The following is a 26497-nucleotide window of genomic DNA, read 5'->3' as shown; positions in this document are numbered from 1 at the left end:
AGAGTAAGCATGAAATCCCCCATTCTGTTCCTCGCCGCCGGCCTGCTGTGCGCCCTCGCGCAAGCGGCCGCGCCGGCCCCCGACCTCGACCTCGGCATCCAGTACTACAGCCGCGTGCTGACGCCGGAAGGCGTGACGCGCGAAAGCCGCTACGAGGAAAAAATGCTGCGCCGCCCGGGCCACGTCTGGGTCGAGCGCGTGCTGCCGAAAACCGCGGCCGCGCCGGAGGCGCCGGCCAAGCACAAGGTTGCCTTCAAACCGGCCCAGCACGAACACAAGGAATTCAACCATGTCGTGATTCCCCGCCACCTCGTGCTGGAGCAAAACAAGCTGCGCGTCGAATACGTCGACGCCCACGCCAGGCAGGTCATCGCCATCCCCGCCACCGAATACGAGAACGTCAATTTCGACGGCTCCTGGGACAACAGCTTCTACCTGCTGAACCCCAAGCTGCTGGCCGCCATGCCGCTGTCTAAGCAAGTGTCCAGCGTGCCCGGCGCGCGCTGGCGCGAAGTCGAGAAGAACGGCGTGTTCCAGCGCGTGCTGTGGGACGAGCAAAAGCAGATCGCCCTGGTCATCGAGAGCGGCGACAAGGCCGGCACCTTCTACCGCCGCGTCGACGCCAAGCCGCAGGCCAGCCTGAGCCGCGAACTGCCGTGGCTGGGCCTGCGCGGCTACGGCCAGAAGGAATACGCCGACTTCCTCGACTAAGCCCCGCTTGACCCTGGCCGGCGCCGCCACTACCATGCAGTGACACTGACCAGGGGAGCGACGGCGATGGACCAGCAATTCGAAGAGGGCTTGCGCATGCGCAAGCAGGTGATGGGCGCAGACTTCGTCGACAAGGCCTTCGCCAACGTCGACGCGTTCACGGCGCCGCTGCAGGACTTCGTCACGCGCAACGCCTGGGGCACCGTCTGGTGCCGCGACGGCCTCGACCTGAAAACCCGCAGCCTGCTGACGCTGTCGATGCTGACCGCGCTCGGGCGCGCGCAGGAACTCCGCGGCCACGTGCGCGGCGCCGTCAACAACGGCGCCAGCATGCGCGAGATACAGGAAGTGCTGCTGCACGCCAGCGTCTATTGCGGCATGCCGCTGGCCATCGACGCCTTCCGCTCGGCGCAGGAAGTGCTGGCGGAGATGGGGATGATTGCGCCGGCATAGCCGCTGCGGGCGGGCGCGGAAATCCGCGCGGCATAAAAAAAACGGAGACGGCACCTTGATGCCGTCTCCGTTTTTTTTGGGGCCGCGCCGCGGCTTACTCCACTGCGGCCGCCTTCTTCGCCGGGGCTTTTTTCACGGCGGCTTTTTTTGCCGGCGCTTTCTTGGCCGGCGCCTTGGCCGGCGCCTTGGCGGCGGCTTTCTTCGCCGTCGCCTTCAGCGGCGCCGCCTCCGCGCCCTCCGCGTCGGCATCGGCGACCGCGGCGGCCTTGCCCTTGGCCGGCACCTTGGCCTTGCGCTCCTCGAACTCGAAGCTGATCTTGCCGTCCTTGCCCTTGACCAGGAAGGCCTTGAACGGGCGGCGCGTGCGCTGCGAGATGAAGCCGGGCAGCAGATCGGTCTTGCCGGCGACCAGCAGCTTGACCATTTGCTCAGGCAGTATTTCCTGCTGCAAGATGATGCGGCCGCTGCGGAAGTCGCAGGTCTTCGGCTTGGCGACGCTGTGCTCGCACACATAGGCCAGGCCCATTTCATAGACGCCGGCGGCGCATTTCGGGCACGGCCCCAGCGCCGTCTGGCCGCTGAAGTCGACGCCCTCGCCGTCCTCGCTCTCGTCGTTCTGGCCGAAATCGAACTCCAGCTTGAAGTTGCTGATGTCCTCGTCGCGCACGATGCGCAGGATGGCCGCGAACGGCCGCCCCATCTTCGAGCGGAAGCCTTGCAGCGGCCCGATGGTGCGCTGGATCAGCAATTCCTCGACCTCGGCGATTTCGAACTGGCGGCTGCCCGGCGTCTTGCTCATCGAGAATTCGCACTTGGTGCAGGCGAAGCGGCGGTAGTTTTCCTTGACCACGCTGCCGCAGTTCGGGCACGGCGCCGCCATCGTCGCGTAGTCGCCGGGGATCGTGTCGTTGTCGTATTCCTTGGCGCGCTTGACGATGATTTGCGTCATCTGGGCGATTTCGCGCATGAACTCGTCGCGCGAGATGCGGCCCTTTTCCATCTGCGACAGCTTGTATTCCCACTCGCCCGTCAATTCCGGCGCCGTCAATTCGTTGACGCCGAGGCCGCGCAGCAAAGTCATCAGTTGCGACGCCTTCGCCGTCGGCATCAATTCGCGGCCTTCGCGTATCAGGTAGCGCTCCGTCAGCAAGCCCTCGATGGTCGCCGCGCGCGTCGCCGGCGTGCCCAGGCCCTTGCCGGCCATGGCGTCGCGCAACTCGTCGTCGTCGATCAGCTTGCCGGCCCCCTCCATCGCCGACAGCAGCGTCGCCTCCGTGTAGCGCGCCGGCGGCTTCGTGACGAGGCCGTTGGCCGTGACTTTCTCGGTGTGGACTTTTTCGCCCTTGGCCACCGGCACCAGATTGCCGTTGCCGTTGTTTTCCTTGTCTTCGTCCGTCGACGCTTCCTTGCCGTAGATCGCCAGCCAGCCGGGATTCGTCATGACCTTGCCCTCGGTCTTGAACTGGTGGCCGGACACTTCCGTGTAGCGGGTCGTGACCTGGAACTCGGCCGGCGGGAAGAACACGGCCATGAAGCGGCGCGTCACCAGGTCGTACAGTTTCTGTTCCGGCTCGGACAGGTTCTTCGGCGCGATCGTCGTCGGAATGATGGCGAAGTGGTCGGAAATCTTCGTGTTGTCGAAGATGCGCTTGTTCGGCTTGACCCAGCCCTTGTCGAGAATCTGCTTGGCGAACTGGTGGTAGTTATTGCTCTGCATGACGGTGTCGAGCGCCTGCTTGACGGTCGGAATGTAGTCTTCCGGCAGGTGGCGCGAATCGGTACGCGGGTAGGTCAGCACCTTGTGCTTTTCATACAGGGCCTGGGCCAGGCCCAGCGTGTTCTTGGCCGAGAAGCCGAAGCGCGAGTTGGCCTCGCGCTGCAGGCTGGTCAGGTCGAACAGGGCCGGCGCCATCGAGGTCGTCGGTTTCGACTCCTCGGTGACATTGCCCTGGCGGCCGCGGCAGGCCGTCGCGATGGAGTCGGCGGCGGCGCGGCTCCACAGGCGCTCGGCGCGCTTCTCCGGGTCCGTCTCGTCCTTCTTGAAGCCCGTGTCGAGCCAGCGGCCCTCGTAGATGCCGGCCGCGCAGACGAACTCGGCGCGCACTTCCCAGAAGTCGCGCGGCACGAATTTCTTGATCTTGTCTTCGCGCTCGACGACGATGGACAGGGTCGGGGTCTGCACCCGGCCCACGGTGGTCAGGTAGAAGCCGCCCTCTTTCGAGTTGAAGGCCGTCATGGCCCGCGTGCCATTGATGCCGATCAACCAATCCGCTTCCGAGCGGCAGCGCGCGGCGTCGGCCAGCGGCAGCATCTCCTCGTCGCTGCGCAACTGCGTGAAGCCGTCGCGGATCGCGCCCGGCGTCATCGACTGCAGCCACAGGCGCTTGACCGGCTGCTTGGCTTTGGCGTTTTGCGCGATCAGGCGGAAAATCAGCTCGCCTTCGCGCCCGGCATCGCAGGCATTGATGAGAGTCGTCACATCTTTGCGCTTGATCAACTTGTTTAATACTTTGAGGCGCGCTTCGGTCTTGGCGATCGGGTTCAGGGCGAAGTACGGCGGGATCATCGGCAGGTGGGCGAAGCTCCATTTGCCGCGCTTGACGTCGTGCTCTTCCGGCACGGCGATCTCCAGCAGGTGGCCGACGGCCGACGACAGCACGTATTCGTCCGATTCAAAGTACTCATCGTGCTTGGTGAAGCCGCCAAGCGTCTTCGCGATGTCGTTCGCGACAGAAGGCTTCTCGGCGATGATGAGGGTTTTGGTCATATTTTTGGTCTCGAAAAATGCTCTAGGATTAGTTCAGCAAGCGCATCATACAGTGCATCGCGGGGCGGGATCGCTTTTGCACGCCCGACGCCGTCGTCTAATAGTCTTATCAAGCGGCTAATGATAAGCGGGTAGCCGCGAAATCCGCAAGCTCCAGGCCGGGCATAGCGGCCCGGACGGCGGCGGATGTTGCGGGAATCGTGACAGTTTGATGGCGTCCGTGCCGGTACGCCGGCGGGAACTAGTGCAGCAAACGGGGCACCTGCTCGTCGTCGCCGAACAGGTCGTCGAACATCAGCGCGTCCGGCTCCTTGCCCTGGCTCCACAGCAGCATCAGCACGATCACCTTCAGCTTGCCCTGCGACACGGGCGACTCGTCCAGCGCCAGCGCCCGCTCGACGACGATTTCGCGCTGCAGCGGGCTGAGCACCTTGGCGCTTTCGAGGAACTGGATGAAGCCGATGGCGGCCGTGCCCAGCGTCTCGCGCTCCTCGTCCACATAGAAGCGCGTGCCGGTCGACTCGGCCGTCAGCGTCTGCGGCGCGACGGCCATCGCCGCCAGGTCGTTGAGCCACACCAGCGCCTCGGAAATCTCCTCGTCGTCGAAACCGACGGCCGACAGCTTCTTCGCCAACGCGACCGGCTCGGGGCAGGCGTCGGGACGGTAATAAGTCTCGTAGAGATAAACAAGGATGTCGAACATGGCGCTACTCTATCAGCTAAGCTCCTTGCGGCACAAGAGCCGGCGCCGGCGGGTCCTGCGTCGGGCGCGCGAACCTGACCATGCACGACAACTTCTGCCGTATCCACAAATCTCTGCGCGTCACGCCTGCGATGGAAGCTGGGATCGCCGATCACGTATGGGAGCTGGAAGAGGTTTTGCAGATGGTTGAAGCGAACAGCAAAGCGCGACACTAGACCAAGTAATCAGTCCCAGGAAGGTAAAATGTGCCGTCGCTCTTATAGTGCGAATATATGTCCAAGAGGTCTATGTGATTGCCCCTGTTTTTCCATTGAAAATGCAAAACCCAATCGGATGTCTTAAATTTTGGATGATTGGAGACGTAAGTCGGCAAGCCGATATGGTAATGCCAAAGATCGTTTTGACGTGCAAAATTATAGGCTGCCGCATCGGCATTTCCAGCCCATGACGGAGATATCTTCCCGATGTACTTGGAGAAGTCAGAAAGTCCATGGGCCATAAAAGTGGCAGCAAAATCAAGAATCTTGTCTTGCTGCTCAATCGGAAAATTGACGAATTCTAGGGCAAATCGTTTCTTGAATGCATATGTGAACTGCGAATGCATATGTGAACTGCATTACGCTTTTGCATGCGCAATGATGAAGGCCCGCATCTCATCTTTCGTCAATCCACTTGGCATCTGAACACTTGGCGTCTCAAGTACATCCTGCATTCGCCTAACTTTGATCTTGGTGTGCACACTCCCACCCACTGACGAGGAATCCTTCGATTCGTACTTTTCGTCAACACCTTTGTCAACACCTTTAAATGTGTATGTCGTGTTGTCCATGACCGCTCCTTGACGTTTTGCGCATCTATTGGCAAAGGATAGCGCGCCTAAATTTTTCGTCCTTGACTTTACTATAGCAAGGAACGACGCCTGCCGCATATGTATTCCTTATCGGCAAGTCTGTGCGCATCCTTAGCGCCATTAAAAATATTGCACCCCTGACGCAGCCAAACTAAACCACTACCCGCCGGCGCCTAGCGGGTGACGCGTTGGAAGAGCCCGCCGGGCAGGCGCTCGACCAGGCCGGCCAGCTCCAACTCCAGCAACTGCCCGGCGACGGCGCCGACGGCCTGGCCGGCGCGCCCGGCCAGCGTGGCGACATCGGCCGGGTCGTGGCCCAGCGCCGCCAGCAGATCGGGGTGCGGCTGCGGGCCGGCCGGCGCACCCGCGCGCGGCGGCGGCGCCGGCAGTTGCAGCTCCTCCAGCACGTCGGCGGCCGTCTCCACCAGTTTCGCGCCCTGCTTGATGAGCTGATGGCAGCCCTTCGCCAGCGCCGAGTGGATCGAGCCGGGAATGGCGAACACGTCGCGCCCCTGCTCGCCCGCCAGCCGGGCCGTGATCAGCGAGCCGGAGCGGGCCGCCGCCTCGACCACCAGCACGCCGCGCGCCAGGCCGCTGATCAGGCGGTTGCGGCGCGGGAAATTCTCCGCCGCCGCGGCCAGGCCCAGCGGATATTCGCTGACGATGCAGCCGCGCGCGCCGATGCGCCGCGCCAGCGCCGCGTTGGCGGGCGGGTAGACCAGGTCGGCGCCGGTGCCGATGACGGCGACGGTCGAGCCCGCCCCGCGCAAGCCGCCCTCGTGGGCGGCCGTGTCGATGCCCAGCGCCAGCCCGGAAACGATGGTCACGCCCGCCTCGCTGAGCGCCTGGGCGAACCGGCCGGCGTTGGCCACGCCCTGGGCGCTGGCGCTGCGGCTGCCGACGACGGCCAGCGCCGGGCCCGCCAGCAACTCGCACCGCCCCTGCACATACAACAGCGGCGGCGGGTCGGCGATGGCCAGCAGCGTCTGCGGGTAGGCGGTGTCGGCCAGGGTCAGGATATGGTTGCCGGGCCGCTCCAGCCAGGCCAGCGTGGCATCGCGCTGCGCCGCCAGCGCGCCCGGCGGCGTCGCCAGCAAGGCGCCGGCGCGCAGCGCGCCGACCAGCGCTTTCAGCTCGGCATGCGCGGCGCGGAAGATATTGCCAGGCAAGCCGAAGTGCGCCAGCAGCGCGCGCACCGACACCGGCCCCACGCCGGGCGCCTGCAGCAGGCGCAGCCAGTGCAGCAAGTCGTCGTCGCCATCGGCGGGTTGCGGGTCCGTGGCCTGCACGGCGGGCTTACTCCGGGTTCGTGGCGACGTCGCCCACCTGCACCGGCTCCGTGACCTGCATGATCAAGCCATACGCAATATGCTTGAACACGCGGAAGATAAACAGGCTGCCATACTGTTCGTCGGGCAGCTTGACCTGCGGTTTACCGATGCCGAACCAGCCTTTCGCGGCCGTCGCGTCGGTCACCGTCCTGCCGTCATGGTACAGCTGCAGCACGGAACCGATGTCGAGCCCGTCAAGTGCGCCGCGATTCACGCTGACGATCTGGTTCTGCCCGGCGTAGCTGACGCCGCCGTAGATGGACATCACGCGCGCGTCAACCTGCCGCGACGGTGTGTGCGGCGCATAGCTGCGCATCGGCACGGGCGGCGCCGGCAGCAGGCGGTCGCCAACGCCCATTTCCTGTTTCGTGCTGGCAATGACGAAGGTGTGTATGTCGTTAGCCGCCCCGGCTTCCGCCTTGGCGTTCGCCTTGGCTTCCGCCTTGGCGGCGCTGCGCAGCGTCATCGTGCCTAGATAAAACGCCTCATGCCCGATGACGGCCTGGCTGAGCGGGTCTTTCAACGGTTTGCCGGGACGAAACACCTGGAAGGCGCTGCCGCCCTCCAGCTCGCCGCGCACATAGGCTTTGTCACCCTTGCCCAGAAACAGGTGGTTTTCCTGGGTGGCGACGATGCGCGGCGCCGTGGCCAGCTGGTCCGCCTCGACGATCAGGGGCTGGCTCAGGAAGGGTTCGATGGCGCCCGGCGGGATGGCCGGCAGCGCGTCCTTGTCGAGCGCTTCGATGCGCAGCCGCGGCGACAGGCGCGCGTCGGCGGCATCGCCGGCGCCGTCGGCCGCGCCGGGGCCGCCGCCCAGGCGCAAACGCCCGGCGGCGCGGTCCAGGTAGACGATCTGGCCCGGATAAATCCAGTGCGGGTCGCGGATCTCGTCGCGGTTCAAGCCCCAGACCTGGCCCCAGCACCACGGATGTTCGAGGAAGCGGCCGGCGATGCCCCACAGGGTGTCGCCCTTGACGACGGCGTGCTGGTCCGGCGCGTTCGGCAAAAATTCGCAAGTGGCCGCGGCCGCGCCGCCGGCCGTGCCGCCGGCAAACAGCGCGGCGCACACCAGGCGGACCCCGACTGTGCTAAAATTTTCCATTAATATGTCCGTAAAGTGCGGCATTGACGGAAAGCCGGAGCGTCTCCGGGCCGGGGCGGCATGCGGGCCGAAGGCCGCAGGCAGCCGTATGGCACGCTCCCCTATCGACGATAAGGCTTGCCGAACTGAATCAAATTCTGCCCATAAACGCTTGAACTAGCAAGAGAAACCGCGCTGCGGCCCCCTTCCCGGCTGTTGCGTTTTGGTCCGCAGAAGATGCCGCCGCCCGACGCCGCCGACCGCTCCCGCCAGCGTCCGCACTGTCCTATACTGCATTTGTGTAGCCACTAACCAGCCGAACTCGTATGTCCATACTCAATATTCTCCGCTATCCCGATCCGCGCCTGCACACGGTCGCCAAACCCGTCACCGTCTTCGACGCCCGCCTGGAGCGCCTGGTCGCCGACATGGCCGAAACCATGTACGACGCCCCCGGCGTCGGCCTGGCCGCGTCGCAGGTCGACGTGCACCAGCAACTGGTGATCATCGACGTCACCGACACCAAGGACGCGCTGCAAGTGTTCATCAACCCGGAAATCATCTGGGCCAGTCCCGAAATGCAAGTCTACGACGAAGGCTGCCTGTCCGTGCCCGGCATCTACGACGGCGTCGAACGCCACGCCGAAGTGAAGGTGCGCGCGCTCGACCTGAAGGGCCAGCCCTTCGAGGTCAGCGCCGACGGCTTGCTGGCCGTCTGCATCCAGCACGAGATGGACCATTTGCTGGGCAAGGTGTTTGTCGAGTACCTGTCGCCGCTCAAGCGCAACCGCATCAAAGCCAAGATGGTCAAGGAAATCCGCGGCCTGGAGCGCGAAGCCTCGCTGCGCGCCCAGGGCCGGCGTTTCTGAGCCGTTCGCACCACGTCATGTGGCGCCCGCGCGCCGCCAGCCAAGGAATACTATGAAAGTGATTTTCGCAGGCACGCCCGAATTCGCCGCCGTCGCCCTCCAGTCCCTGATCGAGGCCGGCTTCGACATTCCGCTGGTGCTGACCCAGCCCGACCGGCCGGCCGGGCGCGGCATGCAATTGCACGCCTCGGCCGTCAAGCAACTGGCCCAGCGCCACGGCATCGAGGTGCTGCAGCCGCTGTCGCTGCGCCAGGACAGCAAGGACCCGCAGCGCGCCGCCGAGGCCGGCGACGCCCACGCGCGCCTGCTGGCGACCGACTACGACGTCATGGTCGTGGCCGCCTACGGCCTGATCCTGCCGCGCGCCACGCTCGACATCCGCCCCTGCATCAACATCCACGGCTCGCTGCTGCCGCGCTGGCGCGGCGCCGCGCCCATCCACCGCGCCATCGAGGCGGGCGACGACGAAACCGGCATCACCATCATGCGCATGGAAGAGGGCCTCGACACGGGGCCGATGCTGGCCGTCGAGCGCCTCAACATCGCCGCCGGCGACAGCACCGGCACGCTGCACGACAAGCTGGCCGCGCTGGGCGGGCGCATGATCGTCGCCGCGCTGCGCAAGATGGAACAGGGCGCGCTGGAAGCCGTGCCGCAGCCGGAGGCCGGCGTCACCTACGCCGCCAAGATCAGCAAGGACGAGGCGGCGCTCGACTTCAGCCTGCCGGCGCTGGAGCTGGGCCTGAAGATCCGCGCCTTCAACCCCTTCCCCGGCGCCACCGCCCAGCTCGACGGCGCCACCGTCAAGCTGTGGGCGGCCGAGGCGCTGGAGGCCGACAGCGCCGCCGCGCCCGGCCAGGTGCTGGCGGCGGACGCCCAGCACGGCATCGTCGTCGCCTGCGGCGCCGGCGCGCTGCGTCTGATCGAATTGCAAAAGCCGGGCGGCAAGCGCCTGCCGGCGGCCGAGTTCATCAAGGGCTGCACCATCGACGGCGCCCGCTTCAGCTAAGCGCACGCACCAGCTCGCCGACGTTCAGCGTGCGCGAGGAACTGGCGCGCGGCGGGCGGGCGCCGGCGCTGCCCGGCTACGCGCGCGCTGTACACCAGGCCATCAAGCAAAAATTTGACCCGCCTCGCCCGAAGGGCTGCTGCCAGACCTGTAAATTCCCGTTTCAAAGAACAACTTCGGGGTCGTATCCAGCAGCAAACAGCCATCTTCGATATAGAGGACGCGATCAGCCGCCTCGATCGAACTCAATCTGTGCGCAACGACGATCCTGGTCAACTTCAAGGTGCGCAAGCCGGCATTGATTGCCGCCTCGGTATTGACATCAAGATTGCTGGTGGCCTCATCCAATATCAATATTTTCGGTTTTTTATACAGCGCGCGCGCCAGCAAAACACGCTGTTTTTGTCCAGCGGACAGCGCTGAACCCATGTCGCCGACCAAGGTGTTCAAGCCCATCTGGAATTTGCCTATGTCGTCCTTCAGCATTGCCATGTTGATGCAATAATCCAGATGGTCCTGGTCAATCTCATTGTCCCAAAAAGTGATATTGTCGGCCAGCGAGCCGGCAAACAAGACATCGTCTTGCATCACCGTGCCGGTCACGCCGCGTACAAGGTTGGGCCCGTTCATGCCGAGATCTTTATTTCCCAGTAAAATTTCGCCATGGGTAGGTTTAAGCGATCCCAGTATCAAATTCAGCAAGGTCGTCTTGCCGCTTCCAGTTTTCCCCACGATGGCAACGCATTCCCCGGGTTGTATCGCGCACGAAATCCGCTTGATGATCGCCGCCTCTCCCTGGGCGTATCGGAAGGTAAGGCCTTTCAACTCAAGACTGCCATCCAATTTCTCCAGCTCGCGCTCGTCCAACACGATGTTCTCGTCGGGACTGGTTTGAATGATGTCGCCGAGACGCTCCGCCTGCACCCGAAGCATCTTCATCGAGAAATAATTATCAATCAAGCTGCCGACCCGGCCATCGAAGCGGGATCGATACGAGTTGAACGCCATCAACATGCCGACAGTGAGCGCACTCTCCATGACCATATTTGCGCCAACCCATATGATGACAATGCCTTCGAGTGAGAACAGCAATCCATTCCATTGCTGATATAGCAATTGTAATTTCTGCGTCTTTAATCCAGCGTTAACTTGGTCAACCACGAGCGACTGCCAGGCGGAGACTCGGATGTTTTGTTTCCCGAAAAGCTGCAAGGCTTTTATTCCGCGTATGCTTTCAAGAAAATGCGACTGGGTTTTCGCGCCCCGGACAATTGTTTCGCTGGTCGATTCGCGCAAAGGGCGATACCACAGCAGCCGGCCAAGACCATAGAGCAGCATGGTTGAAACAGAGATCAAGCCCAGCTCCACGCTGTACAGGAACATCATGATCAGGGTGATGAACGTCATCACCCCATCAATCACCCCGCCCAAAAATGAGCTGGTCACGGTTTGAAGAATGGAGTCAACCGATCCGAAACGCGACACCACGTCGCCCAGCTGGCGCCGCTCGAAGTAGGAGATTGGCAGCGACATCAGGTGGCGGAAAACATTGCTGCGCCACTGCACGGACATCGACGTCCCGAAATACATCATAATCCATGAGCGAAACGCGCCTATACCTTGCTGCAACAAGATCAAAAATATGAAGCCGATCGCCAGCGTATTCAACAGGTTTTTGTCATTCGCAACAATTACGTTATCCAGAACCCATTGCATGAACAAGGGACTGAGCAGGGCGAAAACCTCCAAACTCAATGCCAGCCCGATGATCTGCGCAAAAGTGCCGTTAACACCATGAAATTTCCCGGTGAGCTCTCGTATTTTTATCGGCGCTTCCGGCGGCGTTTTTTTAAATTCAATGTCCGGCCAAACTTCAAGCGCAACGCCAGTGAAAGAATTCGATAATTCAGAAACCGCCACCTTTCTTTCGCCATGGCCCGGGTCGACGATTGTCACGGTTTTCCTGCCAACCGCCTTCAACACCACAAAATGATTGAACTCCCAATGCAAAATGCATGGCAACTTCAACTCACGGAGCTCCTCGACCTCCACCCGCACAGCCCGATTCGACATATGCAAGCGTCCACACACCTCGATAATCTGGCGCAACGTCATTCCCTTTAACGACAGGGGGAATTTTCTCCGCAAATCTGTTAAATTCTCATTTGCGCCATAGTATCCGGATATCATGGCGACGCATGACAAGCCACATTCCGTCAATTCCGTCTGCAGCACCACCGGCACATTTTTGGAGAAACCAAAATTTATGCCTTCGAAAAATTTACTATTCATATATCGCCCGACGTTTCAATACCGCTTGAAATTCTTTTACTTCAGGAATGAACTGAGGCGCCCGTTTGCACTGAGGATCGGATCGAACAGCCATTGATAGATTTTTTTTGTCTCCAAATCCAGCTCTGCAACGACAATAATTCCAGGCTTGAGCTCGTATGGCTTTCCGTACGCCTGAACTTGCTGGGAATTCAATGAAACCGTAACCCGGTAATACGATTCCGCCGGCATCTGGTTGTTTTTCCGCGGAATGCCACCCGACCCCACTCCCAGTTCTTGAGACGGAATGGCAACCTGCGATATGGAGATCACCTTGCCCTTGTGCAGTCCGAATTTTTGATACATATACGCTTCATACTGCATATTGACGACGGTGTCCTTTTGTATGAAACCAATCGCGCCACGCGGCACGTACAGCTCCGCGAGCAGTCTTCCATTGGCCGGAAGAATAGTTACAAGCGGGCGGCTGGGGTCTATGGACTGGCCGATCTCGATTTGCACGCCTGTAATCACCCCCTGCACCGGTGCCTTCAATATGAACTCGCGCTTCGAATCGAGTTCTATCGCCTCTTGCCGGGCCGTCAACAGACTGCGCTGGGCCTGTTCCTGTTGGCTCCTGAAGCGCATGGTCGCCGATGCAATTTCGCCGTCGGTGCCCGATATCTCGGTCAGGATAGACTCGCGCTCGCGCTCCAGCGAAGCCAGCCGGTTCTTTTGCTCGATGAGCGCGGACTCCTTGTCATTCAGGTGGTCCTTGGTTACATAGCCTTTTGCCAGCAAGCCGCCATAACGGCTGTAGAGATTTGTGGCGATTTCAATTTGCTTCTGTTGCATCTGTATTTGCCCATGGATCACGTCCAGCTGCCCTTGAAGAAATTTAATCTTCTTGTTTCTGGTCAGCCTCTCGTTTTTTTCCAGTTCGCGAATATTTGATATTTCATACTGCGATGAAGTGATACGCGATTGCGCGTGCTCAAGCAGCGTCCGCTCCACATCCGCGGTTTGCGCCGTGTGCCGATTTCCGACTATCGTATACAACACCTGCCCTTCGCGGACTATGTCCCCGTCGGAAAAGTGCTTATGCATGACCACGCCTGCCGTCTGGCTATACAGTTTCACTATGCCGCCTTCAGGAATCAGGCTGCCGCTGACAGTCGTTCGGTTGGTGAATTCGCCGAAAATTGCGCCAACGATGATCGCAAGAGAAACGCAAACCGCAAAAAAGGTAAAAATGGGAAGTGATATCGGCCTGATGAAGACAACACTTCCCTCAAGCTTCCCTTTTTTGTACTTAAGCGCCTCGTTACGAAAAATAGGGATAGGTTCCAAAGTTGCCTTCCTGAAAATTGGACCGGTTTTTAAAAAAATATTGTGATGTTACTTTTTTTCCGAGTGGGCGCGCCACTCTCTCTCCAGCAAATGCGTTTCCATACCAGCCAAAAAAACGAACAATCCGGCCTTATAAAGAAGATCCTTTTCCAGGAAAAACCCACATACAAACAATAGCAACCCAAGTGTTGTCACGATTTTCCAAAGTCTGTCGGTTTTCACTCCCAACGTCCGCAGCTGATAGGGAAAATTCTTCAGCAGCGCCCCGTGGACTATCCATGCGCTCATACCGAAGAATATAAACATAAACAACGTCTCTATTCCCAGGACGGTCATTCTATTTTGTGCCGGGATAAGCATCAGCCCCAGCAGAATAAAAATCAATCCAAGATAAAAAATTGCCCGGGCCTTGTAGATTTTCATGGTGTTTTTCCGGTTTGATATGGCATGTTTTGCAGCTTTTAATCGCCGTCCGCCGGATCGTTCCCGGTGGGCTGGCTATTGACCATGGCGGTACAGCCAAAACTGACCAAAGTGCTCGTCAGGCTTCCAATCATCGGATTGAGGGTAAATGAAGTCACCGCCAATCCAAATCCGGCGCCGATCACCGCACATGCCATCCACACCCCGCTATTCCAGCTGAATGTACGTCCGCCGTCGAACGTGAAGCGGATGGTGGTGCTGTTGTTCGCCTCCAGTTGCAGGGTAACCGACGCGCCCGCTGGTAGCGTATACGTATTGGTTTCATTCGCCCCGGAAACCAGGTCTATCTCGTGTTGCGCTAGTGGTCTCATTGTTAGCCTATCATTTAACAGGTTTTATGTTTTTGCATATATTATCAAAGTCGATTTTCTGCTTTAACAAACTCATTTTTTCCATTTTTGATTTGAAAGTTTTTATGTTTTCTTCATTCAACATCTCCTTTTTAAGTACTTCTACTACCTCTTCGGTTAAAAAACTGCCCGCACCAAGGCGGCCACATGTCGACCTGAACATGTCGATTTTCGGCAGGATTTCGGCGCAAATCCAGGACATGTAGTCGTGGATTTTCGACGTGTGTATGCCTGCGGCTATATGCAATGTTTCCTCGCCATCGATGGGCGTGACGTCATGCCACCAGCCGCGCGGTATATACAATATGTCGCCCGCCTGCAGGCAGATGTCGATCACCGGCTCGCCAAGGTTCTCTTTGTCCTCTTTTCCGCTTCCTTGAAAGATGAGCGGATTGCTGTGGGTCGGCGGGTAAACGCGCCAACGTTTCTTCCCCGCCAACTGCAGCGCAAACACACAATGGGTATCCCAGTGCCTGCCGAAGGAGCCATTGCCGCCGAAGGCAACATAGGCATTACCGAAGCATTGCTCGCCGAGATACTGGGAAAGCTCGAAGCAAAGTTTGTTAACAACGGGGATGTTTTGATCGATGCGATCGATGACCAGTGTCGCGCCTTCGGTCAGCATCGCATTCATTTTTTCGCTTCTAAAGCGCGACGAGACGGAATTTCCATCCTGATAGTTCTCTATGTATTCTGGCTTCGGCACAAGGCCGTCCTTGAATAGCCGGATCCTGTTACTGAAAAGGTCAATCGCAAACAATGTGTCCGCCAGCTCCGAAAACGGCAAGAGGTCCGGCCTGAACGCACCTGCCTGAAGGAAGGGTTTGATCTCGAAATAGTGTTCCCGGAACGACTGCTGGTTTAACTCGAAATCGATGAAAGGTAAGGAGGTGCTCATGTGTATGTCCGATAGATGAAAGAGCCACAACTGTTAAAGCTGTCCAGTGGCAGCGCGGGCGAAATTCTCCATCGCCCCCGATTACTTGTGAAAATTACACTATAACCGATCGATTATATATGTCTTTTTTACAATAATTCTCACGGAAAATCACTTGCCCCTTGGTTTCGTCCATGACAAGGACGTCGAGGAAGCAGCTGGTCTTGCCCGCGCTCCTCGACGTGTTTCTGTCCCCGCCCCCTCCTTTCGGCATATGTTCGTTGCGCCGTCGCGCCGCGATAATGAGACTGGCCAATTTTCGTCCCATTCATTCGTCATGCTCAAAGCACCAGAACTGCTCCTCCCCGCCGGCTCGCTGGCCAAAATGCACGCCGCCTTCGATTTCGGCGCCGACACCGTGTATGCGGGCCAGCCGCGCTACAGCCTGCGCGTGCGCAACAACGACTTCTCCACCCACGCGATGCTCGCGACGGGCATCGAGCAAGCCCACGCCCGCGGCAAGAAATTTTTCGTCGCCAGCAACATCTTCGCCCACAACGCCAAGCTCAAGACCTATATGGCCGACATGGCCCCCGTCATCGCCATGCGTCCGGACGCGCTGATCATGGCCGACCCCGGCCTGATCATGCTGGTGCGCGACAAATGGCCGGACATCCCCGTCCACCTGTCCGTGCAGGCCAACGCCGTCAACTGGGCCGACGTCAAGTTCTGGCACCGCATGGGCTTGACGCGGGTGATCCTGTCGCGCGAGCTGTCGCTCAATGAAATCGAGGAAATCCGCCAGCGCTGCCCGGAAATGGAGCTGGAAGTGTTCGTCCACGGCGCCCTGTGCATCGCCTACTCGGGGCGCTGCCTGCTGTCGGGCTACTTCAGCCACCGCGACTCGAACCAGGGCGCCTGCACCAATTCCTGCCGCTGGGACTACAAGGTGGAAAACGCCGCCGAGGACGCCAGCGGCGACCTGGCCCGCATCGCCCCCGAGTCGATCGGCTTCAACTATCGCCAAGCCATGGAACAGGCCGAGCAGCAGCCCTTCTCGGCGCTGGGCGACATGCCGCGCCACCCGCTGGCCGAGCGCCCCTACCTGATAGAGGAATCCGAGCGCCCCGGCCAGATGATGCCCATCCTCGAAGACGAGCACGGCACCTACATCATGAACTCGAAAGACTTGCGCGCCGTCGAACACGTCGAGCGCCTCGTCAAGATCGGCGTCGACTCGCTGAAGATCGAGGGCCGCACGAAGTCGCTGTACTACGCCGCGCGCACGGCCCAGGTGTACCGCCGCGCCATCGACGACGCCGTCGCCGGCCGCTCCTTCGACATCGAGCTGCTGGGCCAGCTGCACGGCCTGGCCAACCGCGGCTACACGGACGGCTTCTACCAGCGCCACCACACCCAGGACCACCAGAACTACATGCAGGGCGCCTCCGAGGCCCACCGCAGCCAGTACGTCGGCGATGTGCGCTCGATCGAGAACGGCTGGGCCACGGTCGAGGTGAAGAACCGCTTCAGCGTCGGCGACCGCCTGGAAATCATCCACCCGTCCGGCAACCGCGTCGTCGCGCTGGAACAGATGCGCGCGGCCGACGACGGCGCCGTGACGGTGGCGCCGGGCAGCGGCCACATCGTCCGCATCCCCCTCGACGCCGGCCTCGACGGCGCGCTGCTGGCGCGCTTCCTGTAAACGCAACAACGGCCAAGCGACGCAAGCCGCTTGGCCGTTGTTGACTTCAGTGGCCGGGTACGGCCTTATTTGTTCGGAAAGCTCACCAGACGCGCTTTCAAGTTAGTCGCCAGGCTGACGTCGAACTTGCCGCCGGCAGGCAAGGCCCGCACATCGAGCGACGCGGCGCCGCCCGTCAGCGCGGACGCCAACACGGTTTTCACGCCATTCGGGGCAATGTACAGCACCGACGCATAAGGTTCCGCACTGGCGTTCCATTGCAATTCCAGCTTGCCGTTCTTCAGCTTCCAGTCGACGCCGGTGCTGCTCGCGGTGGCCGCCGCGCTCGCCACGTTGGCGGCAACGCTGCGCTGCGCCAGCTGCGGCACGCTGCGCCCGCCCGCCAAGACCTCGACACTGGCGATTTCGCCGGGATTGGCCAGGCTGACGCGGAAGTGGCGGCTTCCCTCTTGCCCGTCGCCGATGGCGGCGGCATCGAACGGCAGGTCGAAGGTTTCGCCCGCGACGGTGTGCACGCGCAAGGTATGTTCATGGTAATTACCCGTCACTTCCGGGGTCAGGCGCGTGGCGGTCGCCAGCGCCGGACGCAGGCGCACGCCGTTTGCCGTGATCTGACCCGAAATCGTCAGATAGCCATCGGCCGCCGGCGCCACGCTCGCCGCACGCAGCGTCGCCACCGAGGTATTGCGCGATTCCGCAAATTGCTGCGCCCGTTTATAGCTGTAGTCAGAGAACCAGGCTCCCTTGCAATAGCTCATCACGTCTTTCATCGGCACTGCCACGTTGTTCTCGACATACGAAGGCGCGCTCAATTGGCCGATCGCCTCGTTCTCGCCCTGGTTATACAAAGGCTGCGGTCCCAGGTTGCCGTCCGTGTAAGGATAGTCGACGACAGCGCCGGCCACGTTACCGCACGGCACATGGCTCAGCGAGTGGTTGTGTCCCACTTCATGCACCAGCGTCGTCAACCAGGCCGGCCACTGCGTGTTAAACGGATCATACGATTCGGCGAAATTCAAGTTGGTGGCGATACCCATCGCCGTGAGATTCAGATTGCCGCGCCCGGTTTTGCCGATGTAGCCAAGACCGACGACAAAGCCAGGGCCGCCATTCGACGATCTGGCAGCCGTGGGGCTGAGGGCATAGTAATAGGCACTCGGGTCTTCTTGCAGGCGCAGCGCCTCGACCGCGTCCAGCGTCGTTTCCCACCACGAGTAATCCGAACTGGAACCGGTCAGTACCGGGAAAGCGAATTTACGCACTTCCACGGTAATATCCTTCGCCGCATAGGGGTAAGTACGCACCAGGGCGTCCTTGACCATCTTCACATCCGGCGCAACTGTAATCTGCCCGGCGGTAATCATGGGAACCAGGACAATCCTGATCTTGCCGGTGACGCTGAACAGGGGCTCGGCTTTCTGGTACAAGCCACCGGCGCCGGCCGTCACGAACACCTGCAGCTTCGGCTTCACCCAAGCGGCCGGCAACACGGCGTTAAACGTGGTGTTGATATCCTCGGCGGTATTGGCGACAGGAATGTTGGCTGGGCCTTGCATTTTCAGGCTGCCCAGATAACTGCCGTCGCCGGCATAGGCAACCAGCTTGACGTCCGGACTGGCGAGGCCAGGGGCGGCGGCCAGCACAGGGGCGCGCACCAGGACCGGCTTGCCGGGCGTCAGGGACATTGCCGCGGCGTTGTAGACCTGGGCCAGATCGATGGCGCCGACGGTGAAATTCTGCGCGCTGACAACGGCGCCGGCGGCCACCGCAGGCTCGTAAGCCGATGCCAGGACCACGCCGCCGCTGCTACCGGCAGGAACGGTGAGTTGCAGTTTGGTGTCGGACTGGCTGTCAATGGTCGCGCTCGCGGCGCCGACCTTGGCCGTCGTTACGGCGCCCAGGTCTTTGCCCAGCACCAATACGCTCAACTTTCCGCCCTCCTCCTTGCTCGTGACCGAGGCAATCGTCATCGGCTTGCCCACGGTATACACGGCGGTGGTGACGACCCGGTTGTTGGTGCCCGTGAAGCTCAGCGGGCCGCTCGCCGCGTCCGCAGGCACGAGGAAGGTCGCGCTCGTATCGGTGTGGGCCGGGTCCAACTGGGCCAGCGTGCCATTGCTGAAACGCACTTCCGTCACGGTTTTCAAACCAGTGCCAGTCACCGTTACCGTCGAGCCGGGAATGCCCGCGGCCGGCGCGAAACCGCTGATCGACAATTGCAAGACCGCACCGGTGGTTTTATGCTCATCGCCACCGCCGCCTCCGCCACCGCAGCCAGCCAGGCCAAACAACACGCAAACTAAGGCAATACTATTTTTCACTAGCAAACTCCTGTTTCAAGCGGCACAAGGCGACTCGACGAATGTTAAAAAATTCAATTAAGTCAATTTTCCTTATTGATCTATCTAACATTATTACGCAAATAATTCCACATGGCAATTTGTATTTTACTTAACTAACATACTGCGGATAATCGCCGCGCCAGTCCGTGCATATGCAAACAAACTGTTTGGGGAGATTTTGGAGAATGATGCGGGCGGATAGCTGGAATACGGCGGCAAAGGCGCCCCTGGCGCGGCCATCGAACGCCCGGCGCGCGGCCGCGGCCCCCGTTCCGGGGAGGCGCATGCAGGCGGCGGTAAATTAAAAATATATACGGCCTGAATATCGCCCTTAATTACCGGCGCCGCTATGTTTATTTAAAATAAGCATAAAGTCTGCCCCGCGCATTAAATAGGGCAAGCATCGTTTATATCGCGGCGCCGGCTCCGCACCGGGGCCGGCCGGCGCGCAAAAAGTGTCGCGGCGCCGCCCGCCGCCCGGAACCAGGCGGGCCCGATGCCGTATAATTTTAGACCCGGCTCAGCACGGCCCCGCCAGCGCCGCCGCCCCGCCCGCCCAGTCTATTGAAAGCATGAAATGAACGATACCGTGACCTCCGCCATGTCTCAGACCGAAACCCAGTTGCGCGACATCCTGTCGCGCCGGATCATGATCCTCGACGGCGCGATGGGCACGATCATCCAGCAGTACAAACTCGACGAGGTGGCCTACCGGGGCGGCCCGAACGGCCGCTTCATCGACTTCGCCGCGCCCGCCGACAGCGGCGCCCGCGAGCTCTTCGTCAAAGGCAACAACGAGTTGCTGACGCTGACCCAGCCGCACATCATCCAGGAAATCCACGAGCGCTACCTGGCGGCCGGCGCCGACCTGATCGAAACCAACACCTTCGGCGCCACCACCATCGCCCAGGACGACTATCACATGGCCCACCTGGCCTACGAGATGAACGTGGCCGCCGCCAAACTGGCGCGCGCCGCCTGCGACAAGTATTCCAGCGCCGACAAGCCGCGCTTCGTCGCCGGCGCGCTGGGGCCGACGCCGAAAACGGCCTCGATCTCGCCGGACGTCAACGACCCGGCCGCGCGCAACGTCACCTTCGACCAGCTCGTCGCCGCCTACCTGGAGCAGACCCGCGGCCTGGTCGAGGGCGGCGCCGACGTGCTGCTGGTGGAAACCATCTTCGACACGCTGAACTGCAAGGCGGCGCTGTTCGCCATCGACCTGTACTTCGACGCGCACCCGCAGCAGGTGCGCCTGCCGATCATGATCTCCGGCACCGTCACGGACGCCTCCGGCCGCATCCTCTCGGGCCAGACCGTGCCGGCCTTCTGGAACTCGGTGCGCCACGCCAAGCCGCTGACCATCGGCCTGAACTGCGCGCTGGGCGCGGCCCTGATGCGCCCCTACGCCGAGGAGCTGGCGAAGATCGCCGACACCTTCGTCTGCATCTACCCGAACGCCGGCCTGCCCAACCCGATGAGCGACACCGGCTTCGACGAGCTGCCGGCCGACACCTCGGCGCTGCTGCGCGAATTCGCCGACAGCGGCTTCATCAACATCGCCGGCGGCTGCTGCGGCACCACGCCCGACCACATCGCCGCCATCGCCGCCATGCTGGCGACGACGCCGCCGCGCGCCGTGCCGGCCGCCTCGCACGATCTGCGCCTGTCCGGCCTGGAGCCGTTCACCATCAACGACGACTCGCTGTTCGTCAACGTCGGCGAGCGCACCAACGTCACCGGCTCGAAAGCCTTCGCCCGCATGATCCTCAACGAGCAGTACGACGAGGCGCTCAGCGTGGCCCGCCAGCAGGTCGAGAACGGCGCCCAGGTCATCGACATCAATATGGACGAGGCCATGCTCGACTCGCTGGCGGCGATGACGCGCTTCCTCAACCTGATCGCCTCCGAGCCGGACATTTCGCGCGTGCCCATCATGATCGACTCGTCGAAATGGTCGGTCATCGAGGCCGGCCTGAAGTGCGTGCAGGGCAAGGCCGTGGTGAACTCAATCTCGATGAAGGAGGGCGAGGAGGAGTTCCTGCGCCAGGCCAAGCTGTGCCGCCGCTACGGCGCCGCCGTCATCGTCATGGCCTTCGACGAGCGGGGCCAGGCCGACACCTTCGAGCGCAAGACCGAAATCTGCGCGCGCGCCTACCAGCTGCTGACGCAAGCCATCGGCTTTCCGCCGGAAGACATCATCTTCGACCCGAACATCTTCGCCATCGCCACCGGCATCGAAGAACACAACAACTACGCGGTCGACTTCATCAACGCCACGCGCTGGATCAAGGAGCATCTGCCGCACGCGAAAATCTCCGGCGGCGTCTCCAACGTCAGCTTCAGCTTCCGCGGCAACGACCCGGCCCGCGAAGCCATCCACACGGTCTTCCTGTACCACGCGATCAAGGCCGGCATGACGATGGGCATCGTCAACGCCGGCATGATGGGCGTCTACGACGACCTCGACGCCGAGCTGCGCGAGCGCGTCGAGGACGTCGTGCTGAACCGCCGCGACGACGCCACTGAGCGCATGATCGAAATCGCCGGCACGCTGAAGGCCGGCGGCAAGGCCGAGACGGCCAACCTGGTCTGGCGCGAGGGCAGCGTGCAGCAGCGCCTGTCGCACGCGCTGGTGCACGGCATCACCCAGTGGATCGTCGAGGACACCGAGGAGGCCCGCCAGGAATTGCTGGGCAACGGCGGCCGCCCCATCCACGTCATCGAAGGCCCGCTGATGGACGGCATGAACGTCGTCGGCGACCTGTTCGGCCAGGGCAAGATGTTCCTGCCGCAAGTGGTCAAGTCGGCGCGCGTGATGAAGCAGGCCGTCGCCCACCTGATCCCCTACATCGAGGAAGAGAAGAAGCTGGAAGAGCAGCGCACCGGCATCGTCGCCAAACCGAAGGGCAAGATCGTCATCGCCACCGTCAAGGGCGACGTCCACGACATCGGCAAAAACATCGTCTCGGTGGTCTTGCAGTGCAATAACTTCGAGGTCGTCAACATGGGCGTCATGGTGCCCTGCTCGGAAATCCTGGCCCGCGCCAAGATCGAGAACGCCGACATCATCGGCCTGTCCGGCCTGATCACGCCCTCGCTGGAGGAAATGGCCCACGTCGCCAAGGAAATGCAGCGCGACCCGCACTTCCGCATGCTGAAGATCCCCCTGCTGATCGGCGGCGCCACCACCAGCCGCGCCCACACGGCCGTGAAGATCGCCCACAACTACGAGGGCCCGGTGGTGTACGTGCCGGACGCCTCGCGCTCGGTGTCGGTGGCGCAGTCGCTGCTGACGCCCGAGGCGCGCGACAAATACATCGAGGACATCGAGGTCGACTACGCGCGCATCCGCGAGCAGCACGCCAACAAGAAGGCGCTGCCGATGCTGTCGCTGGCGGCGGCGCGCGCCAACAAGATGCGCCTGACCTTCGACGGCGCGCACGCGCCCGTGAAGCCGAAGTTCATCGGCCGGCGCGTGTTCAAGAACGTCGATCTGGCGGCCATCGCCCAGTATATCGACTGGGGGCCGTTCTTCCAGACCTGGGACCTGGCCGGGCCGTATCCGGCCATCCTGACGGACGAGGTGGTGGGCGAGGCCGCCACCAAGGTGTTCGAGGAGGGCCAGGCGCTGCTGAAGAAGCTCATCGACGGACGCTGGCTGACGGCCAACGGCGTGATCGCCCTGCTGCCGGCGAATAGCGTCAACGACGACGACATCGAGGTCTACAGCGACGACAGCCGCAGCAGCGTCGCCTTCACCTATTACGGCCTGCGCCAGCAGGGCGTCAAGCCCATCATCGAAGACGCCGCCGGCAACAAGGTGCAGCGGCCGAACCAGTGCCTGGCCGACTTCATCGCGCCCAAGCTGAGCGGCGGCCAGCCGTCCGGCCTGAAGGATTACATCGGCATGTTCGCCGTCACCTCCGGCCTGGGCATCGAGAAGTACGAGAAGCGCTTCGAGGACGCCCACGACGACTATTCGTCGATCATGCTGAAGTCGCTGGCCGACCGCCTCGCCGAAGCCTTCGCCGAATACCTGCACGAGCGCGTGCGCAAGGACCTGTGGGGCTACGCGAGCGACGAGGCGCTCAGCAACGAGGCGATGATCGCCGAGTCCTACCGCGGCATCCGCCCGGCGCCCGGCTATCCGGCCTGCCCGGAGCACACGGTCAAGGCCGACATGTTCAAGGTCTTGCAGGCCGAGGAGATCGGCATGCAACTGACCGAATCGTTCGCCATGTTCCCCGGCGCGGCCGTGTCCGGCTTCTACTTCGCCCATCCGGAGTCGAAGTATTTCGTCGTCGGCAAAATCGGCGACGACCAGTTGGCCGACATGGTCAAGCGCCGCGGCGTCAGCAAGGAAGAGCTGGAAAGCTGGCTGGCGCCCAACCTGTCGTAAGTGCCGGCGGCGCAAGCGCGAGGCGCAAGCGCGGGACGCAAGCGCGGGAACGCAAGCGCCGCGTCCGCCCGCCGGCTTGCCGCGCAACACAATGAACTTTTACCCTCCCCCGCGCACTAAGTCTGTACGCAGGCGGCAGATGCGGCCGGCCTAGTCAGCTTGCCGCTCGCCGCGGGCACGTCCATTCTTGTGACAAGCAAAGGAGGTATTTATGGCAACCAATAACTCGGTAAGGCGCTGGCAAGACCAACTGATTCTGGTACTCGGCTTGTGGTTGATCGTCTCACCATGGGCGTTTGCTTATCCGCAAGGATCGGCGCAAATGATGAACGCCATCATTTCCGGCGTCATCATCGCCGCGCTGGCCGCCTTTGAACTGTACAAAACCTATTTCTGGGCCGTCGTCGTCAACCTGCTGGTCGGCGTATGGGTGGCCGTGTCGCCCTGGGTGTTGCGTGTGGCGGACAGGAACACGGTGATGTGGAACGAACTCATCGTCGGCATCGCCGTCGTTGTACTGGCGCTGTGGGAATGGCGCACCGATCCGGAGCTGCACAAGCACTGGCCGGGCGCCGGCGCGGCGACCTGATCGCCCGAGGGGCATCGCCCAAAACAAAACGGCGCCGCATGTCAGCGACGCCGTTGGCGTGTCCAGCGCGAAAAACGCCGCGCTTACAGGGCGTAGCGCACCACGTTGTCGCTCCACTCGAAGGCCGCCATTTCCAGCTCGACCAGATCGTCCGTCGACATGGCCAGTTCGCGCAGCGTCGGCACGATCTGGTCTTCCATGTCTTCGATGCGCTCTATGCATTCGGCCAGTTTCAGCAGGTCGCCATAGAAGCCGGTGCGGTGCAGCAGCGCCTCGCCCACTTCGTCGATGACGTGGATCTGCTTGAGGATCTCATCCATCGACACGCCGAACAGCGTGTCCATCAGCGACATGATGCCGACCGTGAAGGCGACGTCGGCCGCGTGGGCCTGGCTCGGGCGCAATTTGGTCGCCAGCAATTCCAGCAGACGGCCGCGCGTCGTCGCCAGCATCAGCAGCGGCGTCATGCTGTGGCCGCGCTTGCTTGGCTCCGCGTACAGCATGATTTGCAGCCAGCGCTGCAACTGGCGCCGGCCCAGCACGGACACGGCCTGGCTCAGCGAGTCGATGCGCTGGCGCGCGCCGACGGCCGGGGTGTTGACCAGACGCAGCAGGTTCAGGGCCAGCGACACGTCGCGCTTGATGGCGCGCTCGATTTCCATATTGTCGGCGTCGGAGGTGACCAGGGTCATCAGCTCCATCACGGCCAGTTGCGACGGCGACAGCTTCTTGCCCGTCATGATGGCCGGCTTGGCGAAATAATAGCCCTGGAAGTAGTCGAAACCCAGGTCCAGGCCCGTCTTGAATTCCTCGCGCGTCTCGACCTTTTCCGCCACCAGCTTCTTGTGCTCGCGCTTGAAGCGCGGCGCCAGCGTCGACAGCACGGCCAGGTCGACCGTGCTCATGTCCATCTTCACGTACTCGACCAGCGGAATCAATTGCTGCACCTGGCTGGAGTCGGCGACGACGTTTTCCAGCGCGAAGGTGAAGCCGTGGCCGACCAGCTCGGTGATGCGCTTGTGGATCTGCGGCGTCACCTGCATCGACTCGACGATTTCCAGCACCACTTTCTCGCGCGGCAGGAACACGAAGATGTCGCTCATGATCACGTCGGCGTCGACGTTGACGAAGCCGAGGGCGTCGCCGATCACTTTCTCCATGCCCAGTTGCGAAGCGTGGGCGATCACGGAAGCCGTCGCGGACAGGTCGCTGCTGATGTTCGCCGGCCCTACCGGGGCGTTCCGAAATAGCAACTCATAGCCGAACAGCGCCTGGTTCCGATCCAAGATCGGCTGGCGCCCCAGATAAAACTCGCGCACGCGCAGAGGTTTCGGGGCGATATCGGTGCTAGAAATGTCGATCATCAAATCTTTATCATTCACGTCGAGTGACACGCTGCGGCGGGGGTAGCGACTGCGCCGCGCATGTCGAGGTTCAATATTGACAATACTTTACCGTAATATGTATGCCATACGGGTATTTTGGCAGCAAAATTTACACTTGTCTTGGACAAATTACACCGATTCGCCCTCCACGGGCCATCCATCGACAAATAATTTCAATTCCCCCGGCGCAAACCCCGTCCAAGCCTCATTCGTCGTCAGCGGCTCGGTGACAATCACGGCCACCCGGTCCTGCGGCGTCGTCAGCGTCGAAAAATCCACGGTGACGTCGTCGTCGGACAGTTTAGCCGTTACAAAAGGATGCTGTCGCACAACATAAAACAAGTTCGTCGAGCAGTGGGCAAACAACTCCGTCCCGCTCGACAGCAGCATATTGAAGGTGCCGTGGGCGGCGACGCCGCGCACCAGTTCGGCCAGCGCGGCGCGCAGGGCCGGCAGCGCCGGCGCGACGGCGCCGAAGCGCTCGCGCAACTGTTGCAGCAGATAGCAGAAAGCCCGTTCGCTGTCGGTATTGCCGACGGGCCGGTACGGGCCGTCCAGCACAGGGTGGAAATCCTTCAGATCGCCATTGTGGGCGAACACCCAGTAGCGCCCCCACAATTCGCGCACGAAGGGGTGGCAATTCTCCAGCGCCACCTGGCCCTGGGTGGCCTTGCGGATGTGGGCGATGACGTTTTTCGACTTGATGGGATAGCGCTTGATCAGCTCGGCGACGGGCGAGGCGACGGCCGCCTGATGGTCGACGAAATGGCGCACACCGGCGCCCTCGAAAAAGGCGATGCCCCAGCCGTCGTGGTGGGTGTCGGTGTGGCCGCCGCGCATGGCGAAGCCGGTAAAGCTAAAGACAATGTCGGTGGGGACATTGCAGTTCATTCCGAGAAGTTGGCACATGGTTGGGTCGCGGCTCTGCTGTAAGAGGCAAACCTTACCACGGCTGGGCGCCGCGGCAGC

At 61.6% G+C, this 26497-nt stretch carries 22 protein-coding genes; 8 read left to right on the top strand and 14 right to left on the bottom strand.

What is annotated here, in order from left to right:
- Positions 1-9: 9 nt before the first annotated feature.
- Together OIK44_RS23970 and OIK44_RS23965 are read left to right on the top strand one after the other, a co-directional pair.
- On the top strand, positions 10-711 hold the full coding sequence (locus OIK44_RS23970) for a hypothetical protein (protein WP_273674557.1): 702 nt from the start codon (positions 10-12) through the stop codon (positions 709-711).
- A 66-nt stretch (positions 712-777) separates the two neighbouring features.
- Positions 778-1164, top strand: a complete 387-nt coding sequence (locus tag OIK44_RS23965; RefSeq protein ID WP_273674556.1) for a carboxymuconolactone decarboxylase family protein — start codon at positions 778-780, stop codon at positions 1162-1164.
- 94 nt (positions 1165-1258) lie between these two features.
- Here OIK44_RS23965 and OIK44_RS23960 read toward each other — a convergent pair whose 3' ends face one another.
- Complete coding sequence (locus OIK44_RS23960; protein WP_273674555.1) at positions 1259-3931, bottom strand: DNA topoisomerase III; 2673 nt, start codon at positions 3929-3931, stop codon at positions 1259-1261.
- Between the two features lie 241 nt (positions 3932-4172).
- Entirely contained in the window at positions 4173-4634 is a 462-nt protein-coding gene (locus OIK44_RS23955; RefSeq protein WP_273674554.1) for a Smg family protein, read from the bottom strand.
- A gap of 80 nt (positions 4635-4714) precedes the next feature.
- Between OIK44_RS23955 and OIK44_RS23950 the strand changes: the two genes are divergently transcribed.
- Positions 4715-4849 (top strand): hypothetical protein, encoded by a 135-nt coding sequence (locus OIK44_RS23950; RefSeq protein WP_273674553.1) that lies wholly within the window; start codon positions 4715-4717, stop codon positions 4847-4849.
- On the opposite strand, the gene OIK44_RS23945 is transcribed toward OIK44_RS23950, so the two are convergent.
- From OIK44_RS23945 to OIK44_RS23930, 4 genes are all read right to left on the bottom strand, one after another.
- Positions 4846-5238, bottom strand: coding sequence for a hypothetical protein (locus tag OIK44_RS23945; RefSeq protein WP_273674551.1), 393 nt, complete (start codon positions 5236-5238; stop codon positions 4846-4848). The genes OIK44_RS23950 and OIK44_RS23945 overlap by 4 nt on opposite strands.
- 12 nt (positions 5239-5250) lie before the next feature.
- On the bottom strand, positions 5251-5463 hold the full coding sequence (locus OIK44_RS23940) for a hypothetical protein (protein WP_273674550.1): 213 nt from the start codon (positions 5461-5463) through the stop codon (positions 5251-5253).
- A 194-nt stretch (positions 5464-5657) separates the two neighbouring features.
- Positions 5658-6773 (bottom strand): DNA-processing protein DprA, encoded by a 1116-nt coding sequence (dprA, locus tag OIK44_RS23935; RefSeq protein WP_273674549.1) that lies wholly within the window; start codon positions 6771-6773, stop codon positions 5658-5660.
- A gap of 7 nt (positions 6774-6780) precedes the next feature.
- Positions 6781-7917 carry a LysM peptidoglycan-binding domain-containing protein gene (locus tag OIK44_RS23930; protein WP_273674548.1) on the bottom strand — a complete coding sequence of 379 codons (1137 nt, stop codon included), beginning with the start codon at positions 7915-7917 and terminating at the stop codon, positions 6781-6783.
- Between the two features lie 305 nt (positions 7918-8222).
- On the opposite strand from OIK44_RS23930, the gene def reads away from it, so the two are divergent.
- Both def and fmt read left to right on the top strand, forming a co-directional pair.
- Positions 8223-8765: a peptide deformylase gene (def, locus tag OIK44_RS23925; protein WP_273674546.1), complete on the top strand. Its 543-nt coding sequence runs from the start codon at positions 8223-8225 to the stop codon at positions 8763-8765.
- A 52-nt stretch (positions 8766-8817) separates the two neighbouring features.
- Positions 8818-9774: a methionyl-tRNA formyltransferase gene (fmt, locus tag OIK44_RS23920; RefSeq protein ID WP_273674545.1), complete on the top strand. Its 957-nt coding sequence runs from the start codon at positions 8818-8820 to the stop codon at positions 9772-9774.
- A gap of 102 nt (positions 9775-9876) precedes the next feature.
- Here fmt and OIK44_RS23915 read toward each other — a convergent pair whose 3' ends face one another.
- From OIK44_RS23915 to OIK44_RS23895, 5 genes are read right to left on the bottom strand one after another with little or no spacing between them, the layout of a single operon-like run.
- On the bottom strand, positions 9877-12066 hold the full coding sequence (locus OIK44_RS23915; protein WP_273674543.1) for a peptidase domain-containing ABC transporter: 2190 nt from the start codon (positions 12064-12066) through the stop codon (positions 9877-9879).
- Positions 12067-12102: 36 nt separating this feature from the next.
- A complete protein-coding gene (locus OIK44_RS23910) occupies positions 12103-13395 on the bottom strand; it encodes an HlyD family secretion protein (RefSeq protein ID WP_273674542.1) in 1293 nt (430 codons plus the stop codon).
- Positions 13396-13443: 48 nt separating this feature from the next.
- On the bottom strand, positions 13444-13818 hold the full coding sequence (locus OIK44_RS23905; RefSeq protein WP_273674540.1) for a hypothetical protein: 375 nt from the start codon (positions 13816-13818) through the stop codon (positions 13444-13446).
- A gap of 38 nt (positions 13819-13856) precedes the next feature.
- Complete coding sequence (locus OIK44_RS23900) at positions 13857-14189, bottom strand: hypothetical protein (RefSeq protein WP_273674538.1); 333 nt, start codon at positions 14187-14189, stop codon at positions 13857-13859.
- A gap of 10 nt (positions 14190-14199) precedes the next feature.
- On the bottom strand, positions 14200-15126 hold the full coding sequence (locus OIK44_RS23895) for a cupin domain-containing protein (protein WP_273674537.1): 927 nt from the start codon (positions 15124-15126) through the stop codon (positions 14200-14202).
- A gap of 316 nt (positions 15127-15442) precedes the next feature.
- On the opposite strand from OIK44_RS23895, the gene trhP reads away from it, so the two are divergent.
- Positions 15443-16810 (top strand): prephenate-dependent tRNA uridine(34) hydroxylase TrhP, encoded by a 1368-nt coding sequence (trhP, locus tag OIK44_RS23890; RefSeq protein WP_273674535.1) that lies wholly within the window; start codon positions 15443-15445, stop codon positions 16808-16810.
- Positions 16811-16875: 65 nt separating this feature from the next.
- On the opposite strand, the gene OIK44_RS23885 is transcribed toward trhP, so the two are convergent.
- A complete protein-coding gene (locus tag OIK44_RS23885; protein ID WP_273674533.1) occupies positions 16876-19131 on the bottom strand; it encodes an IPT/TIG domain-containing protein in 2256 nt (751 codons plus the stop codon).
- Between the two features lie 622 nt (positions 19132-19753).
- Between OIK44_RS23885 and metH the strand changes: the two genes are divergently transcribed.
- A complete protein-coding gene (gene metH / locus OIK44_RS23880; RefSeq protein WP_273674531.1) occupies positions 19754-23554 on the top strand; it encodes a methionine synthase in 3801 nt (1266 codons plus the stop codon).
- A 211-nt stretch (positions 23555-23765) separates the two neighbouring features.
- Positions 23766-24143 carry an SPW repeat protein gene (locus tag OIK44_RS23875; protein WP_273674529.1) on the top strand — a complete coding sequence of 126 codons (378 nt, stop codon included), beginning with the start codon at positions 23766-23768 and terminating at the stop codon, positions 24141-24143.
- Between the two features lie 83 nt (positions 24144-24226).
- On the opposite strand, the gene OIK44_RS23870 is transcribed toward OIK44_RS23875, so the two are convergent.
- Together OIK44_RS23870 and OIK44_RS23865 are read right to left on the bottom strand one after the other, a co-directional pair.
- Complete coding sequence (locus OIK44_RS23870) at positions 24227-25507, bottom strand: EAL and HDOD domain-containing protein (RefSeq protein WP_273674527.1); 1281 nt, start codon at positions 25505-25507, stop codon at positions 24227-24229.
- 150 nt (positions 25508-25657) lie between these two features.
- Positions 25658-26437 carry a class II glutamine amidotransferase gene (locus tag OIK44_RS23865; RefSeq protein ID WP_273674525.1) on the bottom strand — a complete coding sequence of 260 codons (780 nt, stop codon included), beginning with the start codon at positions 26435-26437 and terminating at the stop codon, positions 25658-25660.
- Between the last annotated feature and the right edge of the window lie 60 nt (positions 26438-26497).

Source organism: Janthinobacterium fluminis, assembly GCF_028595325.1.
Taxonomy (GTDB): Bacteria; Pseudomonadota; Gammaproteobacteria; order Burkholderiales; family Burkholderiaceae_D; genus Janthinobacterium; species Janthinobacterium fluminis.
Note: the sequence above shows the minus strand (reverse complement) of the source record. Positions and strands in the feature narration are given on the sequence as shown.

What these genes read in the sequence shown, in the direction of transcription:
- trhP (WP_273674535.1), top strand. Translation starts at nt 15,443, where the DNA reads ATGCTCAAAGCACCAGAACTGCTCCTCCCCGCCGGCTCGCTGGCCAAA.
- OIK44_RS23870 (WP_273674527.1), bottom strand. Translation starts at nt 25,507, where the DNA reads ATGATCGACATTTCTAGCACCGATATCGCCCCGAAACCTCTGCGCGTG.
- OIK44_RS23915 (WP_273674543.1), bottom strand. Translation starts at nt 12,066, where the DNA reads ATGAATAGTAAATTTTTCGAAGGCATAAATTTTGGTTTCTCCAAAAAT.
- OIK44_RS23895 (WP_273674537.1), bottom strand. Translation starts at nt 15,126, where the DNA reads ATGAGCACCTCCTTACCTTTCATCGATTTCGAGTTAAACCAGCAGTCG.
- OIK44_RS23875 (WP_273674529.1), top strand. Translation starts at nt 23,766, where the DNA reads ATGGCAACCAATAACTCGGTAAGGCGCTGGCAAGACCAACTGATTCTG.
- OIK44_RS23930 (WP_273674548.1), bottom strand. Translation starts at nt 7,917, where the DNA reads ATGGAAAATTTTAGCACAGTCGGGGTCCGCCTGGTGTGCGCCGCGCTG.
- fmt (WP_273674545.1), top strand. Translation starts at nt 8,818, where the DNA reads ATGAAAGTGATTTTCGCAGGCACGCCCGAATTCGCCGCCGTCGCCCTC.
- OIK44_RS23905 (WP_273674540.1), bottom strand. Translation starts at nt 13,818, where the DNA reads ATGAAAATCTACAAGGCCCGGGCAATTTTTTATCTTGGATTGATTTTT.
- OIK44_RS23900 (WP_273674538.1), bottom strand. Translation starts at nt 14,189, where the DNA reads ATGAGACCACTAGCGCAACACGAGATAGACCTGGTTTCCGGGGCGAAT.
- OIK44_RS23955 (WP_273674554.1), bottom strand. Translation starts at nt 4,634, where the DNA reads ATGTTCGACATCCTTGTTTATCTCTACGAGACTTATTACCGTCCCGAC.
- OIK44_RS23970 (WP_273674557.1), top strand. Translation starts at nt 10, where the DNA reads ATGAAATCCCCCATTCTGTTCCTCGCCGCCGGCCTGCTGTGCGCCCTC.
- OIK44_RS23950 (WP_273674553.1), top strand. Translation starts at nt 4,715, where the DNA reads ATGCACGACAACTTCTGCCGTATCCACAAATCTCTGCGCGTCACGCCT.
- def (WP_273674546.1), top strand. Translation starts at nt 8,223, where the DNA reads ATGTCCATACTCAATATTCTCCGCTATCCCGATCCGCGCCTGCACACG.
- OIK44_RS23960 (WP_273674555.1), bottom strand. Translation starts at nt 3,931, where the DNA reads ATGACCAAAACCCTCATCATCGCCGAGAAGCCTTCTGTCGCGAACGAC.
- OIK44_RS23965 (WP_273674556.1), top strand. Translation starts at nt 778, where the DNA reads ATGGACCAGCAATTCGAAGAGGGCTTGCGCATGCGCAAGCAGGTGATG.
- OIK44_RS23940 (WP_273674550.1), bottom strand. Translation starts at nt 5,463, where the DNA reads ATGGACAACACGACATACACATTTAAAGGTGTTGACAAAGGTGTTGAC.
- OIK44_RS23865 (WP_273674525.1), bottom strand. Translation starts at nt 26,437, where the DNA reads ATGTGCCAACTTCTCGGAATGAACTGCAATGTCCCCACCGACATTGTC.
- metH (WP_273674531.1), top strand. Translation starts at nt 19,754, where the DNA reads ATGTCTCAGACCGAAACCCAGTTGCGCGACATCCTGTCGCGCCGGATC.
- OIK44_RS23945 (WP_273674551.1), bottom strand. Translation starts at nt 5,238, where the DNA reads ATGCATTCGCAGTTCACATATGCATTCAAGAAACGATTTGCCCTAGAA.